At 49.3% G+C, this 15,606-nt stretch carries 17 protein-coding genes, 1 tRNA gene and 1 pseudogene; 10 read left to right on the top strand and 9 right to left on the bottom strand.

Going from position 1 to position 15,606, the window contains the following annotated elements:
• Nucleotides 1-23: 23 nt before the first annotated feature.
• The gene (locus DXXMK7_RS08915) at nt 24-1,724 is read right to left on the bottom strand and encodes a sensor histidine kinase (protein ID WP_038918786.1); all 1,701 of its coding nucleotides are present in this window, start codon (nt 1,722-1,724) and stop codon (nt 24-26) included.
• 140 nt (nt 1,725-1,864) lie between these two features.
• Nucleotides 1,865-2,875, bottom strand: a complete 1,011-nt coding sequence (yejK, locus tag DXXMK7_RS08910) for a nucleoid-associated protein YejK (RefSeq protein WP_038918785.1) — start codon at nt 2,873-2,875, stop codon at nt 1,865-1,867.
• Nucleotides 2,876-3,036: 161 nt separating this feature from the next.
• Here yejK and DXXMK7_RS08905 point away from each other — a divergent pair, with 161 nt between their 5' ends.
• The 7 genes from DXXMK7_RS08905 to DXXMK7_RS08885 all read left to right on the top strand — a co-directional run bounded on the left by DXXMK7_RS08905 (nt 3,037) and on the right by DXXMK7_RS08885 (nt 8,573).
• Nucleotides 3,037-3,267 (top strand): YejL family protein, encoded by a 231-nt coding sequence (locus tag DXXMK7_RS08905; protein WP_013317597.1) that lies wholly within the window; start codon nt 3,037-3,039, stop codon nt 3,265-3,267.
• 13 nt (nt 3,268-3,280) lie between these two features.
• Nucleotides 3,281-5,053, top strand: coding sequence for an LPS biosynthesis-modulating metalloenzyme YejM (gene yejM, locus DXXMK7_RS08900; protein WP_038918784.1), 1,773 nt, complete (start codon nt 3,281-3,283; stop codon nt 5,051-5,053).
• 78 nt (nt 5,054-5,131) lie between these two features.
• A tRNA-Pro gene (locus DXXMK7_RS08895) sits at nt 5,132-5,208 on the top strand.
• Nucleotides 5,209-5,478: 270 nt separating this feature from the next.
• A complete protein-coding gene (locus DXXMK7_RS08890; protein WP_038918783.1) occupies nt 5,479-5,724 on the top strand; it encodes a CopG family ribbon-helix-helix protein in 246 nt (81 codons plus the stop codon).
• A complete protein-coding gene (locus tag DXXMK7_RS21865) occupies nt 5,714-5,998 on the top strand; it encodes a type II toxin-antitoxin system RelE/ParE family toxin (protein ID WP_071603937.1) in 285 nt (94 codons plus the stop codon). Before DXXMK7_RS08890 ends, DXXMK7_RS21865 begins: the two co-directional genes overlap by 11 nt.
• A 582-nt stretch (nt 5,999-6,580) precedes the next feature.
• On the top strand, nt 6,581-7,690 hold the full coding sequence (locus tag DXXMK7_RS21860) for a ParA family protein (RefSeq protein ID WP_071605198.1): 1,110 nt from the start codon (nt 6,581-6,583) through the stop codon (nt 7,688-7,690).
• Nucleotides 7,691-7,694: 4 nt separating this feature from the next.
• The gene (locus tag DXXMK7_RS08885; protein WP_038918781.1) at nt 7,695-8,573 is read left to right on the top strand and encodes an SIR2 family protein; all 879 of its coding nucleotides are present in this window, start codon (nt 7,695-7,697) and stop codon (nt 8,571-8,573) included.
• A 210-nt stretch (nt 8,574-8,783) separates the two neighbouring features.
• Here DXXMK7_RS08885 and DXXMK7_RS08880 read toward each other — a convergent pair whose 3' ends face one another.
• The 6 genes and pseudogenes from DXXMK7_RS08880 to DXXMK7_RS08855 all read right to left on the bottom strand — a co-directional run.
• Nucleotides 8,784-9,269 carry a DUF3916 domain-containing protein gene (locus DXXMK7_RS08880; protein ID WP_038918780.1) on the bottom strand — a complete coding sequence of 162 codons (486 nt, stop codon included), beginning with the start codon at nt 9,267-9,269 and terminating at the stop codon, nt 8,784-8,786.
• 344 nt (nt 9,270-9,613) lie between these two features.
• Nucleotides 9,614-10,009 carry an Imm63 family immunity protein gene (locus tag DXXMK7_RS08875; protein ID WP_038918779.1) on the bottom strand — a complete coding sequence of 132 codons (396 nt, stop codon included), beginning with the start codon at nt 10,007-10,009 and terminating at the stop codon, nt 9,614-9,616.
• Nucleotides 10,006-10,236: a hypothetical protein gene (locus DXXMK7_RS08870; protein ID WP_038659597.1), complete on the bottom strand. Its 231-nt coding sequence runs from the start codon at nt 10,234-10,236 to the stop codon at nt 10,006-10,008. Before DXXMK7_RS08870 ends, DXXMK7_RS08875 begins: the two co-directional genes overlap by 4 nt.
• 229 nt (nt 10,237-10,465) lie before the next feature.
• Nucleotides 10,466-10,849 carry a hypothetical protein gene (locus DXXMK7_RS08865; RefSeq protein WP_038918778.1) on the bottom strand — a complete coding sequence of 128 codons (384 nt, stop codon included), beginning with the start codon at nt 10,847-10,849 and terminating at the stop codon, nt 10,466-10,468.
• A gap of 300 nt (nt 10,850-11,149) precedes the next feature.
• Nucleotides 11,150-11,575, bottom strand: a complete 426-nt coding sequence (gene arsC / locus DXXMK7_RS08860; RefSeq protein WP_038918777.1) for a glutaredoxin-dependent arsenate reductase — start codon at nt 11,573-11,575, stop codon at nt 11,150-11,152.
• 43 nt (nt 11,576-11,618) lie between these two features.
• A pseudogene (locus DXXMK7_RS08855) lies at nt 11,619-11,837 on the bottom strand (ArsB/NhaD family transporter); the annotation flags it as partial.
• A gap of 464 nt (nt 11,838-12,301) precedes the next feature.
• On the opposite strand from DXXMK7_RS08855, the gene DXXMK7_RS08850 reads away from it, so the two are divergent.
• Nucleotides 12,302-13,324: a sensor domain-containing diguanylate cyclase gene (locus DXXMK7_RS08850; protein ID WP_038918775.1), complete on the top strand. Its 1,023-nt coding sequence runs from the start codon at nt 12,302-12,304 to the stop codon at nt 13,322-13,324.
• Between the two features lie 684 nt (nt 13,325-14,008).
• Nucleotides 14,009-14,473, top strand: coding sequence for a protease inhibitor I42 family protein (locus tag DXXMK7_RS08845; RefSeq protein WP_225623145.1), 465 nt, complete (start codon nt 14,009-14,011; stop codon nt 14,471-14,473).
• A 77-nt stretch (nt 14,474-14,550) separates the two neighbouring features.
• Here DXXMK7_RS08845 and DXXMK7_RS08840 read toward each other — a convergent pair whose 3' ends face one another.
• The gene (locus DXXMK7_RS08840) at nt 14,551-14,967 is read right to left on the bottom strand and encodes a helix-turn-helix domain-containing protein (RefSeq protein ID WP_197724543.1); all 417 of its coding nucleotides are present in this window, start codon (nt 14,965-14,967) and stop codon (nt 14,551-14,553) included.
• Nucleotides 14,968-15,150: 183 nt separating this feature from the next.
• Between DXXMK7_RS08840 and DXXMK7_RS08835 the strand changes: the two genes are divergently transcribed.
• Complete coding sequence (locus DXXMK7_RS08835) at nt 15,151-15,576, top strand: hypothetical protein (RefSeq protein ID WP_198677302.1); 426 nt, start codon at nt 15,151-15,153, stop codon at nt 15,574-15,576.
• Nucleotides 15,577-15,606: the final 30 nt, after the last annotated feature.

The following is a 15,606-nucleotide window of genomic DNA, read 5'->3' as shown; positions in this document are numbered from 1 at the left end:
TTTTCTCCTACCGCCAGCCCCGTTCACGAGGGAAACGCCACCATACTGTCCGAACGGTTGACGTTGTCCCGGGTGATAAAAAATTCAATTTCCGTGCCGGGGTTGAGCCGGCGAATCCGCAGCCCCTCACCATACAGCAGTTTAATCCGGTGATGCACATTGAGCAGGCCAATCTTGTTGCCCGGCAGTTCATTGCGCTCGACGCGGGCGATCACCTCATCACTGATGCCGCTGCCGGTATCCCGAACCGCCACCCGAATGCGTTCCCCTTGCTCCTGAATACTCAGCGTCACCACGCCCTTGCCTTTACAAGGCCGGATGCCGTGCACAATCGCGTTTTCAATCAGCGGCTGAATCAACAGGCTGGGAATATGGCAACTGACTTCTTCATCAATGTCGTAAATCACCGTCAGCTTGTCGCCGAAACGGGCCTGCTCAATGGCGATATAATCCTTGACCTGATAAAGCTCGCTTTTAATATCAATCAGTTCCTCGTCATTGCGCTCCAGGTTATAGCGCAGATAACGCGACAAATTGATAATCAGCTGACGCGCCGTATCCGGGTTCAGCCGGATAGAGGTGGAAATGGCATTAAGCGCATTAAACAGGAAATGCGGGTTGATTTTACTTTGCAGCGCCCGCAATTCGGCCCGGTTGGCCATATCGCGCAATTGTTCGGCCCGCGAGACTTCAAGCTGGGTGGAAATGATCTGCGACAGCCCGATCGCCATCTCTTTCAACGACCAGGTGATACGATGCGCCCGCCGGTAATAGATCTTGAGCGTGCCGGTCACTTCGCCTTTTTCCCGCAGCGGAATCACGATCATCGAATGAATTTCCGGGGTACGGTAGGCCTCATCGTTATTTTTGATGATGATCTTCCCGCTCTTTAACGCCAGTTGGGTGGTCGGGCTGAGATCGCGATCGCCGCTGTGGTAATTCTCCTCCCCTACCCCAACGTAGGCCAGTACCTGCGAAGTATTGGTGATCGCCACCGCGTCGGCATCGATGTCACGGCGGATAATATCGCATACCGTACTCAATGACTGGCTATTGATATGGCGGAATAGAGGTAGCGTTTTGTTGGCGATATCCAGCGCCAGTTTGGCCTGTTGGGCGGCAATCGCCTCCTTTTCCCCTTCCACGCTGCGCACCAGCAGCACAATCAGGCCAATGCTGACCGCCCCCAGAATCATCGGAATAGCGATGTGGGCGACGATATCCAGCCCCAGCGAGAACGGCCGCGCCCACAGCACCACCAGCAACATGGTCAGCGACTCGCACAGCATGCCGCCGGCAATACCCACGCTCCAGTGGCGATCGCGCGGAATACGCCGGTGAATCCAGGCGGACATAAACCCGGCCACAATACTGGTGATCAGACAAGGTATCGAGGTAATGCCATGAATATCGATCAGATAGCGGTGCACACCGGCGATGACCCCGGTGGTGATGCCGACCCACGGCCCAAACAGGATACCGCCGGACATCACCGCCACCACCCTTACGTTGACCAGCGAACCTTCCACATTGATGCCGGACCAGGTGCTAAACAGCGCGAACAGAGAAAAAATAGCGGTGACCACGGCCAGGTCAAAGCGGGAATGCTCGTCCTGCTGAAGCAACTGGCGGAAATGACGGGTTCGCGTCAGGAAAAACAGGCAAATAAGCATCAATGCCGCACGGTCGTACACCGCCAGCAACATGTCAAAGGTCGAACGCACGGGAATCTCACAACACAAGCAGTCGAATGCCCATCATAAAACAGCGGGCAAGCGCTGCCAAACCGGTTTACAGGCAGGGATAGCCCCTGCCTGAACGCGCCGCTCGCCGCACACGGCGGAAAACGGGCCGAAGAAAAAAATCAGCGCTCGCCGCCGCCAAGCCGGCGCTGTAATTGATCGCGAAGATTAGGCGGCGTGCCTTTGATGGTCAGGGTATCGGTAGCCGCATCCCAGAAAATGCGTTCGCCCAGCAACAGCGCGTCAAAATTGATGCTAAGCCCGCCGCCGCTGCCGGCGAACTTGGTCAACTGGCGCAGCGTGCCGCGATCCGCCGGAAAACTCTCTTCCAGCTCATAGCCCTGCTCGGCCGTGAACGCCTGAAACGTCTTGTCGCCCAGCGGCGGCAACTCGTTCGACAGCGCTTCCAGTTCAATCTCTTCGCCCGCCTGCAACTGCTCGTTGCAGTAACTGTACACTTGCTGACGGTATTGCTGACGCTCGTTCTTGTCCAGTTCGGCGTCGGCGCAATAGTCATCCACCGCCTTCAGCAGCCCCTTGTTCTGCGCTTTGGTATCCAGCCCTTCCGCCGCAGCCAGAAAATCCATAAAAAAATCAGATACTTTGCGGCCGACACGGCCTTTGAGGAAGGTCAGGTAGCGAGTCGACTCCGGGCTGGTTTCCCATTCGGTCAGGTCGATGCGCGCCACGATATCCGCATGGTGGATGTCCAGATAATGGGTACTGCTGATATCCAGCTGTTCGTTGACCCGCAGGCTGTTGCAACTGTTCAGCACCGCAATCAGCAGGTACTCCACCGCCAGGTAGCGATACTGACAGAACAGCACCACGCCGCCTTCGGCGAACGGGTATTTGGCCAGTTCATCACGTAACCGGCCGGTGGCGGCGCGGGATAATGCCAGAAAGTCATCATCGCCCTTGCGACAGGAACGCAATGCCGTCGCCAGTTCGCTCTCTTCATTAAACAGGCCGTACGCCTTGCTTTTGGCGCTGTAAACGCGGTGCAGTTCCGCCATCATATCGCTGACCGCGCCGTTCACGGTCAACAGCGAATCCCGCAGCACCATCTCCAGTGACTGCTCGTCGCGCTTGATCAACTGGTGCAGGGCAATCTGGTCGATATCCAGACTCATGGTAAACTCTCCTTCTAGTAAGGCGCGTATTCAAGCACCTGACGTTTCGGCATGCAACTCAAAGCATCCCGGTTCTGACGATCATCATTGATAAAAGTGCGGAAAACCACGCCCCTATACGGTAATATATTTGCCTTTCATCACCTGAGATACACGATTTTATGCCACAATCATCCCGTTACAGTGACGAGCAAATCGAACAGCTGCTGTCTGATCTGGTCAATGTGCTGGAAAAGCACCACACCCCGACCGATCTCGCACTGATGGTGCTCGGCAACATGGTCACCAATCTGCTCAATACCAGCATCGCTAATCCGAAACAACGCGAAGCGCTGGCTGGCTCGTTTGCCGACGCGTTGCAGGCGTCCATAAAAACCAACGACATCCACTGATACCGGCCCGTTTATGGTAACCAACCGTCCGCGCTACCGTGAAAAAGTCTCCCAGATGATCAGCTGGGGGCACTGGTTCGCCCTGTTCAACATTCTGCTCGCGCTGGGGCTGGGTAGCCGCTATCTGTTCGTTGCCGACTGGCCGTCGTCGCTGGCCGGGCGAGTCTATTCGCTGGTGAGTTGGCTGGGACATTTCAGCTTTATCGGTTTTTCAGCCTACCTGCTGATCATTTTCCCGCTGACATTTATTGTGATGTCGCAGCGCTTGCTGCGCTTCCTGTCCGCCGCGCTCGCCACCACCGGGCAGACGCTGCTGATTGTCGATGCCGCGGTGTTCGGCCGCTTCCATTTGCACCTGAACATGACCGTCTGGGATCTGGTGACCAACCCGGATCAAAGCGAGATGGTGCGCGACTGGCAGTTGCTGTTTATCAGCGTGCCGGTGATCTTCATGGTAGAGATGCTGTTCGGCACCTGGTGCTGGCAGAAGTTACGCAGCCTGGGTCGACGCCATTTCGCCAAGCCGCTGGCGGCGGTATTCATCGTCGCGTTTTGCCTGTCTCACCTGATGTACATCTGGGCGGACGCCAACTTCTACCGGCCGATTACCATGCAGCGCGCCAATCTGCCGCTCTCCTACCCGATGACGGCGCGTCGTTTCCTGGAAAAACACGGCCTGCTCAACGCGCAGGAGTATGAACGTCGCCTGGCGTTGCAGGGCAACCCCGACGCGGTATCGGTGGAATACCCGCTCAGCGACATCAGCTTCCGCGACGCCGGCAGCGGCTACAACCTGCTGCTGGTGGTGATGGACAGCGTACCGGATCAGGATACGCCCCGCTCCATGCCTAATCTGGCGCGCTTCGCCGAAGCAAACGTACGCTTCAGCAACCATTTCAGCGCCGGAACCCAGCAGGATGGCGGTCTGTTCAACCTGTTTTATGGCATCTCCACCACCTACATGGATGGCGTGCTGGGCAGCAGCAAACCGTCGGCGCTGATCAACGCACTGAGCCAGCAGGGCTACCAGTTCGGCCTGTTCTCGGCCAGCGGATTCAGCAGCCCGCTTTACCGTCAGGCGTTGTTGTCCGACTTTTCGCTGCCGCCGGCACAGCCGCAGAGCGATGAGGCCATTACCACCCAGTGGACCAAATGGCTGGATAACAATACCGATGCACGCTCTCCGTGGTTCTCGTTTATCGAATTCAACCACAGTGAGCTTAGCAGCAACGGCCGCCCGGTTTCGGCCAACGACCAACAACGCCGTTATCGTCAGGACACCGCCAGCATTGATGAACAGATCGATCGCATCATCACTACGCTGCGCGAGAAAAACCTGCTCGACAAAACGGTGGTGGTGATTACTGCCGAGCAAAGCAGCGCCGAGCGTCTCAAAGACGACGACCCGTCGCCGATGAACCGCGAACATCGTCAGGTGCCGCTGGTCGTGCACTGGCCGGATACCCCGGCGCAGACCATCAGCAAAATGACCGACCCGAAAGACGTGATGACCACGCTGATGCAGCGTCTGCTGCATGTGAAAACCGCAACCGAGGATTACTCTCAGGGTGAGGACCTGTTCAGCGCCGAGCGCCGCACCAACTGGCTGCTCAACGGGGACAACAATGCGCTGACCATCATCACGCCACAGCAGGTTATTGTGTTGGGACGCAACGGCAACTACCGTGCTTACGACGCCAGCGGTCGGCTATTGCCAAACGAAAAACCCCAGCTGGGGCTGCTCTTGCAGGTGCTGACGACCGAACGGCGATTTATTGCCAACTAACTGCCTAAATCTAAAGCAGTCGTTCGGGGCGGCTATTGCAATCGGGTCAGGAAACGGTAGTATAGCGGCCCATAGCATCGGCACGTAGCGCAGCCTGGTAGCGCACCGTCATGGGGTGTCGGGGGTCGGAGGTTCAAATCCTCTCGTGCCGACCAAATAGTACTTCCGTAAGTACCGGTTACTAACGGAAACCCCACAGAAACCCGCATCCTCTCTGAGTTTGCGGGTTTTTTGTTGCCTGTTATCTGCCGGGATACCCCGTTTACAGCCGGAAACTTTGGGCTCGCCCCCTTAAGTGGGAATCGCTTTAAAAACGGAACCCAACGGACACACTGTTTTACCCTCCTTTTCTCCTGCTAACTTGCTCCATTCGCCCACAGAAACTACAATGTATACAAAATAAACAATGTAGTGAGGTATACATCATGGGTGTTATGTCGGTTCGCTTGAATGACAACGCCTCCGCCCAGTTAGACGCGCTGGCAAAGGCGACGGGGCGTACACGCTCTTTTCTCGCAGGTCAGGCTATTGAAGAGTATCTCGCACGGGAAGCCTGGCAAATTGCCGAGGTTGAGCAAGCGATTAAAGAGGCTGACGCGGGTGATTTTGTTGCGGCTGATGAAATGGGCAAGCTGTTTCAAAAACTAGGTGCAACAACGCATGGAAATTAAATGGCTGCGCAAAGCTGCCGCCAATCTGGAAGCCGAATACCACCATATTGCACAGGATGATCCGCAGGCAGCCGGTCAGTTTGTCAGTGAGGTCAGACGATTAACACAACTCCTGCCAGAGCAGCCATCACTGGGGCGACCGGGTCGCGTTCCAGGCACACGCGAACTGGTGTTATCGCACTATCCCTATATCATCCCCTACCGTGTCAAAAACAACACCATTCAGATCTTACGCATTTTCCACACCCACAGGCGTTTACCGTCCACATGGTGAGTAGTGAAACTGGCCGCTCACGGGTTACAGCAAAACGATACGCAATAAAGTACGCAGCATCATGCGTCATTTTCAGTGCGTACCACGGCGCAAACATCCTTACTCCATGTGCGGTTAGCTTTTGTTCGTGTATTTCCTGTTTCGTCCGGTGCTAAATGTTCAGCCTGTTATCAGATAGGTAAATTACGCAATGTCGCCCTACCCTTTGGAGACTACGGAAAACCTGAGTTTCAGGATCGATAAACGCGAGGGTGCACGCGTAAAGAGAGGCTGGAAACTTCGCCAGCGTTGTGATTACGCTATTACTGCGCAAAACGGAACCGAACGGTAGTAATGCGCAAAAATGTAGGATTGCTATACCTATACTGACTTATGCTTGATCTGGCGTTATCGTTATTACTTGGACCAATCAAATTTACTTGCCAGAAGCGGGCATTGAACGCGTTACGATATGCTTATGATTGTGTTAGAGCAACTAATATCGAAACATTAGATTGTATGTGCCTAATAAATCTGTGAAAATATTGCCAATAACTAGATGTAGTGTCCTTATAACATGCATATAATTTTTGGAGACTAAGAATGCCACGCAAAAACCGGAGCAAAAATACAAATATCGAACTTACGTTAGATGATATTGAACTGATAAATAAAATTAAGAAATTTAAAACCCAGACCACCTGTTTTTTTAATAACAAAGGCGGTGTTGGAAAAACAACGCTGGTTGCGAATTTAGGTGCTGAACTATCGATTAATTTTGGCGCAAAAGTATTGGTTGTTGATGCAGATCCTCAATGTAATCTTACTCAATATGTGCTAACAGATACAGAAACGCAACAACTTTACAGCCAAGATAATCCTGACAGCATATACACTGTCATAAGGCCATTATCCCTTGGTAAAGGATATGAAAGCGACCTCCCAATTCGTAATGTTGAAAGTTTCGGCTTCGATATAATCGTTGGAGATCCACGACTTGCTCTTCAAGAAGATTTATTAGCTGGCGATTGGAGAGATGCTAAGGGCGGTGGTATGCGAGGAATTCGAACAACATATGTATTTGCGGAGTTAGTTAAGAAAGCTCGTGAATTAAATTATGATTTTGTTTTCTTCGATATGGGACCTTCACTTGGAGCAATTAACCGCGCGGTATTACTTGCAATGGAATTTTTTGTGGTTCCTATGTCAATCGATGTTTTTTCATTATGGGCAATAAAAAATATTGGATCGACTGTTTCAATTTGGAAAAAGGAACTTGACACAGGAATAAGACTATCAGAAGAACCAAGTGAATTATCGCAGTTATCTCCACAGGGGAAATTGAAATTTCTTGGCTATGTGACACAACAGCATAAAGAGCGTTCAGGATATGATACTGTTCGTTTGGAAAACACTGAAGAAATAAAAACCAAGCGTCGTGTTCAAGCATATGAGGACATTGGTGAAAGTTTCCCATCCAAGATAACTGAATATTTATCAAAGCTATATGCAGAAAAGTCAATGAACCCACACTTAGGCGATGTCAGGCATTTAGGCAGCTTAGCTCCAAAATCTCAGTCTCAACATGTACCAATGATTTCCGTTTCAGGTACAGGAAATTATACAAGGTTAAGGAAAAGTGCGAGAGAATTATATCGTGATATTGCACGTCGTTATTTAGAAAACATTCAAGAAGCTAATAGCGAGAAATAAAGACATGATTTACAATGAAGATTTAATAAATGATCTTTCACAACAAAAAGTTGTTTTGTTTTTAGGATCTGGTGTCTCTTCAAGTGTGAATCTAGATGCAGTTAACAGATTTAAAGGGTGGCCAGATTTTTTAGAGGATGCAGCCAAGGATAGAAATAACACATTAAAAAGACAGATCAAAAATTTATTAAAAGCCAAAGACTACTTGTTAGCCTGTGAATTATTGCAAGCAGATTATGGCGATACATGGGAAAGAAAAGTTACAGAAGAATACGGACGTGCGGCTCAGCCATCTGCATTACATAAAGCTTTAATTTCTTTAAGGCAAAGAATAATTCTCACAACGAATTTTGATAAGTTGGTCGAAAGTGCATGGGCTTCATCATTAGCTGATGGTGAAAGACATTTCAAAGTAATATCAAAAGTAGATAACGATATTTTCAAGGTTTTAAAAGAGCATGACACGTCTTATATCATTAAGATTCATGGCTCAATTGATGATGTCAGTAATATAGTTTTTTCTCGTTCGCAATATATAAGACTTGCATTTGGAAATGAAAACTATTCATTATTTTTAGATTCGCTTTTATTAAATTATACTTTTCTCTTTGTTGGTTTTTCAATGGACGACCCTGCTATTACATCATTAATGGAGTTGTATGCATATAAATATCCTAAGTCACGCCCGCATTATATCATCACAAGCAATAAAATACCTCAAAATATCCGAGATATACATAGAACCCTGAGGAAATTAATTGTTATACCATACGATCAAAAAAATAACCATGAAGAACTACCTAAGCTGATTGAAACTATGGTGGGAAAAGTAGATTTGAAGGTTAAAGCTAATATCGCAACATTGCTAGCAAAAACAACATAATTTAAGCCATTTGAATCGCCATGTCCAATTTAGACTTTTTTATGCCATTTATAATCAAGGACAACGTCCTGTCTTCGCTCTTAGCAGCTAAGGCACTATCGCTGGCAGTTTTGCGCCAAGATCCGACGTTATAAGCCTTGCTATGAGTTAGTAATCAGGGCATGCCATCAGCAATTTCACTTTAACTTGGTGTTCCCGGAATGGCTTCGATCACTGTAATTGGCCGTAATACCAACGCTCGCCTGTGAACCACTCATCTGGGTCGTCACCGCCATGATATTCAAGTGCAATACCCAATTCCTGCACACCGTTTGGAAGAATAAGCCCCCATTCTTCAGCAAGACTACGTTTTTCGAGAAGTTCCGATGAACTATTTTCAGTGCTACCTTCTGATATGAAGCCCTGAAAGTAATCCTCAGAGCGGAACAGACATACCTCGCTGGTAAACATATCCGGGAGGCAGATTACAGCAGTAATTCGTGGGCAGTACTCCCAATCTGCCGTTGCGAGCATTAAATTAGAACATGCATTGATTAAAGATTGAGCGCAGTCTGCCTTAATTTTCTGATTACTATACTTCTCTTCCACAAGATTAATATTCACAGGTATTTTGTAGTTCCAGTAGTGCTGGTCTTCTGAAAAAACGGCGCGGTTTGGATTATGGAAGGTTTCTGCCCAACGATTAAGAGCTGTTATACGCGGGGAATATTCCTGATTTTTGTGCGGTAATCTTTGCTGAGGCGCCTGCTCATATATTTTATGCTCCTTATCTACTTAACGGATTCATGCTATCCTCTCACATTTAGCATTTTCCTAGCCCAATAGATTAGCTTATAGTCATTCATTGTCACGGGCAATATTCATTGCATTGAAAGCCATAACCTCCGCTCCATTCTCCTCTGGTTGACCGAGACCGCTGTTGGACAATTTTGTGCCAGCAGCGGACATTACTAACTTTATGACGAGTTAATTAATGGGGTAAGGACAGACGGTCAAAAAATGATTAATAAACATTAGCATATGAAGATAAGCGTCAACCGTTATAGCTTGAGGAGCGCTGCAAATTCCTTGTGCTTTCTTGTAGCCCATTCGGGCTTGATGGAAAGCATTAGATGATACTGTTTTCGGAAATATACATCTCTGAACGTTCTGTCTGGAGAGCTATTCAAAGCCGCATAGCTTGAAGCCATACCACGTACACCACAGTCAGTGAACCAATAAAGGATGTCTTCGTCACTACGGGTCACATTACGCTCCCTTTCGATGCCTCTTTCACTGACGATGAAATGGTATTCCTCCCCATGAATTTCCAGATGTGGAGTAGCGAGACCATCAGGTTTGTCAGGGATGATGAAGTAATGATTTGGCCTTACTCCTCCACCAAGTTGCTGACCAATTTTAAGGAGCTCCGCTCTCAGTTCTTCGATTGTTTTCATCGGAATATGCTTTTCTTGTATTTCAGCCACTCATCCCAGACGAATTCTGCGTCAATATCAGGATAGCCGCGGTCCCTAACCATCTCCTTTGCAATTTCCTCTGGCAGTTGAACGGCGGTAGCATCATCGCGTATTGACTCAATTTCTTGCCGGGTCAATTCACGACCAGCTTCCTTCTCTTTTGCCTCCAACAATACGACCAGCGCAGGGATGAATACTATAGTCATTTTTTGTTCAACTCTGATATTTCAACATAAAGCAGATAGCTACTCTTCAGGATAATTATCGACTTTTCACGATAAAACTTCAGGCTTACATAGAGTCGTCCCTAAGATGCTTCGGCTACCGCGTATCGCCTGTAGGACTTTGACCGGCATGTGAGGCACTACCTACACGTTACATCAGGCGCCGCAAGGTTAAACTTGTCCTTTCTGGCCCGTTGTTGCGATATTCAAATCACTCAAGGGATACGTTGTAGTCATCGATAACCCACATTAAAACTACTCTTGGTGTATCTTTTGTACTAATTCTGAAGTTGCGCTTCAGCCGCTGCACGATCATCACCGTAGAGAGTTCGTTACCCAAATATGAGATAGTCAATTTTTTCCCCATGTTCTTATCGGTAATATCCTCCAATCGCTCGCCACATCTATCCGTAAGATAAATGCCTAAGCTATCCGCCCCCATTTCATCCTGCCTCACGTAATGAATGGACTTTATGCACGACGAATCGAAGATATGATTTTGGGTTCCAACCGAAAATTTAAACTCCCCTTTTTCTGCATACGACGCAAATGGTATGAGTAAAGACAAACATAATAAGCCGATCTTACTAGACATTTTATCCTCTATTATGGGAGAAAAACCGCTATGGACCGCCCCAGGACATGGCGAAACCTCAGAAAGAAATTTGCGAACATAATAATACGCTTTGGTTGCATACCAACGTCCTGGATAGATGTGCCGGGCGATAATACCAGACGTTGAATTAAGCTTCGCACATTCATCTGTAAGTCACAGGGAAAACTGGCTTATGAAATGTGGTAAATGCTTAGCGTCTTTATCAGCAGCGCGTAAACGATGCTGCACAAACGAGTTTTCTCACGCACTTCCTGCACATTCCAGGTTTTCAATTCCATTCTATTCCACTCGCTTCCCGAATTGATCGACGACTATCTCGCCATCCTCTTTGGTAAATTCCCCTTGCTGCGCATCGGGTAAAATATCCAGCACCACCTCTGACGGGCGGCACAAGCGGGTGCCAAGCGGCGTCACGACAATCGGGCGGTTGATAAGAATCGGGTGCGTCAGCATGAAGGAGATCAATTGCTCATCGCTGAACCTATCTTCGGCCAGCCCCAGTTGTGCATAAGGCTCTACATTTTGACGTAATAGCGCCCGGGGGCTGATCCCCATTGCGGAGATTAATCTGACCAGTTCGTCTCTCGACGGGGGTGTTTCAAGATAGTGAATGATGGTGGGTTCGACACCGCAATTACGAATCAGCGCCAGTGTATTACGGGAGGTTCCGCACGCGGGATTATGGTAGATGGTAATGTCTGTCATCGCTTTTCTCTTCAAACGGGTCTGCGGTGTACCACCGCGCAAGTCAGATGGAAAGACGCAGCGCCAGGGCGGTCAGCGTCACAAACAGTACAGGAAATGTCATCACCGCACCAACGCGAAAGTCATCTCCCCATTTGATACGGTTCTCTTTCTGCGCCAGTACGTGTAGCCACCGCAACGTAGCAAGGCTACCGATGGGTGTCAGCTTTGGTCCTAAATCACAGCCGATGATGTTGGCGTAAATCATCGCGTCACGGATCACCAGCCAAAGCAGCCCGGCAAAGACAGCAGCAACCAGACTGACAGGCACGCCCAGCGTTTCTGGTACGAAAAAGTCAGTCAGCAACAAAACACCCCCGTTGTAAACCATTCTCGTGCCGGCATGTATTAGCGCCGTCAGAATAATGAACAAGAGAGACAGTTCGCCGCGTTAACGAGAGTACGGGTCATCGGGAGCGGTTGACCGCAAGATTTCCCCCTCAAATTTCCACAAAAAACTTCTATTCTGGTCGCCAATGTTGGTTACCATGGATGTCCGTTGCTACAGGCACATAGACCCGCGGCTGCAATTAAACCGCATCAAAGCACAGTCGGAGAAAGTGTGATGTAGTGGATAACACGGACTCACAATCATAACAAAGAGAACCTGTGTCGCCGGTTGTTAAACATTAGCGTGTATCCGATGTGGTACGGTTGAGAACTTAAGGAACGGGGAGATTTGATTTCATGGCGGATAATCTGATTAAGCGCATTTCAGCCTCGCTGGAAACGGAAAAGACGTTGAAAGGGCTGGTCAGACAGTTACTGCAGACGCTTGAACTGGTGACGAATATGGAATCGACCTATCTTACGCGCATCGAGTCGGAGCGTAATCTGCAGCACGTTGTCTTCTCGCATAACAGCAAAAAGATGCAGATTCCTGAAGGGCTGTCGGTTCCCTGGGGAGATTCGTTGTGCAAACGGGCGCTGGATGAAGGACGACGCTATATGTGCAACGTGCCAGAACACTGGGGAGACTCGCAAGCCGCGCGAGAACTCGATATCGCAGCCTATGTCAGTACGCCCGTGTTGTTAGACGATGGTTCGCTATACGGTACGCTCTGTGCCGCCAGTACGCAAAATCAACCGATTAACGAACGTAGCCAGCAAATCCTGCAGCTTTTTGCCGAACTGATCGCGCAGTACATTCAGAAAGAACAACTGTTGCAGCAACTGCAGGAAGCGAATGAAGCGCTGACCACCGTTTCTTATACCGATGAGTTGACCCGGCTGCCAAACCGTCGTTCCATTTTTAATCAGCTACATCAGCTTTTTTCGCGGGCGCACTATACCGGGCGATACGTCATTATTGCGTTTGTTGATCTGGATGGTTTCAAGCACATTAATGATCATTACGGGCATAAGGTTGGCGATACCTTCCTGTTTGAAGTCGGTCAACGTCTGCAACAGGGGATACACGCCGGCGACGTGCTTGGGCGTCTGGGCGGCGATGAATTTATCGTGGCGGGCTTTGGCGCGGCAACCCTTGCGGAATCGCTGACCATCTCACAGTCTCTCAAGACGCGGCTGACGGCGCGGTTGATAGGGTGCTTTGAGCTTAACACCTGCCGCATCGATTACGCCGGAGCCAGTATCGGGGCGATTGCGGTTAATCCGGTAACGGTCACCCCAGATGATGCGATGCGAGAAGCGGATGCAGTCATGTACGAAGAGAAGAAACGCCGGAAAAGCGTACAACTGTGCATGTAAACGCAAAGAGAGAAACGCCCGTCAGCAACTGGGCGTTTATTATAACAGACCAATGAACTCATCTCTCTTTCAGCCGAATAACCGGAAAAAAATAAACGGATGGTATCGAATTTTTCATCTGCCGATTGAATTTTTCGTCTGCTGATTGAAAGCGCATTGAAGGAATAATTAAAGCGCAGCCCATTATACTAAGCACGTCCCTGCCGGCAGAAATCAGGCACCCCAGCGTGTACTGAAAAATCAATATAATGCGCCATACAATAAAGTGTGTTTTCATCAGCGAACGCCGCAGGCGGAGTAAGTGATAGAGTCAGATAAACGCCCCGGCAGCGCCAATATACTACTCATTACGCGGATCATTATTTACCGCACCAACAGCACATTGGTTTATTAATAAAATTTAAATAATTCCATCTCTGCCGTTTTTATTTTTTATATAGTCATCACGGAAAATAACCCTGTATGACGAATAATGTCGTCACAATACAATTCACGCGCCACGCTAAGATATTTAGGTGATATTAATTTGCCATTTTCACATCTTGTGCCATCTTTTATAAAACATAAAATAACCTTATTTGTGAGGTAACCCTATGTCGCTACACATTTATTATCCTTCTGCTGTTTTCCCGCCATATTCGTTGCCTGAACACAGAGTGTCCTCTTCTTATATCGCTGATTATCATGGCGAGTATTACTACCTGCCCATGCAAAAACATGGGCCATAATCACCAATATGCAGGCCGTATTTTACTGTATTCACGATTATCTCTGGAGAACTTCATGAAAAGATTCGCTTTTGCAGTTGGTTTGATGTTCCCGCTGAGCGTCATGGCAGCCACGGCTGTCGATAATCAGCATAAAGAAACCAAAGTCGGCGAGCAGTTTGAAGTGACGCTGCCGGCCAACCCCAGCACCGGTTATACCTGGGCGATTAAAAAATTGCCGGATATCGTCGTGCTGACCGGCAAAACCTACAAACCCGGCGCCGACTGCCACGACAAAGTCGGATGCGGCGGCCATGAGATGTTTCACTTCAAGGCGGTGAAAGCAGGTACAGGCGAAATCGACCTGTCCTATGCCCGCCCGTGGGAAAAACAACCTCAGCCTGATGATAAAGAAGCGGTTATTAAGGTGACCGTCAAGTAACGCTCGCTTGTCGTTGGGCGACGTTTGGTACACTCGGCGTCCAACGCCCTCGCCTGACGGCATCCGTTAGCGTCGTATTACTCCTCCGCGCCAGACATCGTTTGCTGGCGCGTATCCCATTGCGCCTGCGCGGCCAGCACCGCATCAATGTTCTTTTCGGCCCAGTGCGCCAGCGTAGCGACTGTTTCCGTCAGCGTATCGCCCAGCGGGGTCAACGCATACTCGACCGTGACCGGCACCGTATTGAACACCTGACGCGAAATCAGCCCATCCCGCTCCAGCTTACGCAACGTCTGGGTCAACATCTTTTGCGTAATCCCTTTGATGCCGCGCTTCAGCGCATTAAACCGAACAGGTGTGTGCGTTTGTTCCAGCCGTGCCAGCACCAGCAATGCCCATTTGTCCGCCAATCGCTCCAGCACCATACGGGTAGGACAACGATCCTCATAAATATCATAGACATATTTCACTTCTTCCTGCTCTGTCGCCGCCATATAGGTACCCCCGAGTAAACTAAGTCTCACGCGGGTGCGTTCTTCCGCCCCACCTGAATAAGGTTTATAAACATACTTAGTCTATCTCAGAAACCTGATTAACGGCGAGAGCACGGGCAAACGCCCTTCTGCACCGATTCAAGCATCGTCGTGATTTTTCACCTGTAAAATGAAGGATATGTAATGACATTCAACGCATTATCGAAAAAATTCGCCGGCAAGATGCTGCTGCTGGCGGCCCTGACTGGCGTCAGCCTGACCACGATGGCCGCGTCTCAAGATCCGCATGCCGTTGCGGTGGCTAGCGATGCAGAATTTGTCGCGGTAGGTAAATCCTACAATGTCGATTTTGGCGACCAGAAGTTCCGTCTGGATTTCACCTCAGCCAAAGAGATGGTTTTCACCTCTCCGGATGGTAAGAATACGGCAAAAGTGGATATTACCGTCACGCCGATCGGCCATGACGTCTATATGATTTACTGGTCGCGCCGGGCCGGACAACATGTTGTCCATGTAGATGATTTCCGCAACGGCATCGCCTATACCAATATTTTCCTGCCAGACGGTTCGGCTTCCCGCCGCAAAGGCACGCTGGTCGAAATTAAATAATCCAGACAGATAACGGCCGGGCGACGCATG

Origin of the sequence: Dickeya sp. MK7 (assembly GCF_000406305.1) — a bacterium.
GTDB lineage: Bacteria > Pseudomonadota > Gammaproteobacteria > Enterobacterales > Enterobacteriaceae > Dickeya > Dickeya fangzhongdai.
The sequence above is the reverse complement of the archived record's forward strand: the minus strand, read 5'-3'. Positions and strand labels throughout refer to the sequence as shown.

Coding starts and splice junctions, on each gene's coding strand:
- yejK (WP_038918785.1), bottom strand. CDS start 2,875: ATGAGTCTGGATATCGACCAGATTGCCCTGCACCAGTTGATCAAGCGC.
- DXXMK7_RS08905 (WP_013317597.1), top strand. CDS start 3,037: ATGCCACAATCATCCCGTTACAGTGACGAGCAAATCGAACAGCTGCTG.
- yejM (WP_038918784.1), top strand. CDS start 3,281: ATGGTAACCAACCGTCCGCGCTACCGTGAAAAAGTCTCCCAGATGATC.
- DXXMK7_RS08890 (WP_038918783.1), top strand. CDS start 5,479: ATGGGTGTTATGTCGGTTCGCTTGAATGACAACGCCTCCGCCCAGTTA.
- DXXMK7_RS21865 (WP_071603937.1), top strand. CDS start 5,714: ATGGAAATTAAATGGCTGCGCAAAGCTGCCGCCAATCTGGAAGCCGAA.
- DXXMK7_RS21860 (WP_071605198.1), top strand. CDS start 6,581: ATGCCACGCAAAAACCGGAGCAAAAATACAAATATCGAACTTACGTTA.
- DXXMK7_RS08885 (WP_038918781.1), top strand. CDS start 7,695: ATGATTTACAATGAAGATTTAATAAATGATCTTTCACAACAAAAAGTT.
- DXXMK7_RS08875 (WP_038918779.1), bottom strand. CDS start 10,009: ATGAAAACAATCGAAGAACTGAGAGCGGAGCTCCTTAAAATTGGTCAG.
- DXXMK7_RS08870 (WP_038659597.1), bottom strand. CDS start 10,236: ATGACTATAGTATTCATCCCTGCGCTGGTCGTATTGTTGGAGGCAAAA.
- DXXMK7_RS08865 (WP_038918778.1), bottom strand. CDS start 10,849: ATGTCTAGTAAGATCGGCTTATTATGTTTGTCTTTACTCATACCATTT.
- arsC (WP_038918777.1), bottom strand. CDS start 11,575: ATGACAGACATTACCATCTACCATAATCCCGCGTGCGGAACCTCCCGT.
- DXXMK7_RS08850 (WP_038918775.1), top strand. CDS start 12,302: ATGGCGGATAATCTGATTAAGCGCATTTCAGCCTCGCTGGAAACGGAA.
- DXXMK7_RS08845 (WP_225623145.1), top strand. CDS start 14,009: ATGGCGAGTATTACTACCTGCCCATGCAAAAACATGGGCCATAATCAC.
- DXXMK7_RS08840 (WP_197724543.1), bottom strand. CDS start 14,967: ATGGCGGCGACAGAGCAGGAAGAAGTGAAATATGTCTATGATATTTAT.
- DXXMK7_RS08835 (WP_198677302.1), top strand. CDS start 15,151: ATGACATTCAACGCATTATCGAAAAAATTCGCCGGCAAGATGCTGCTG.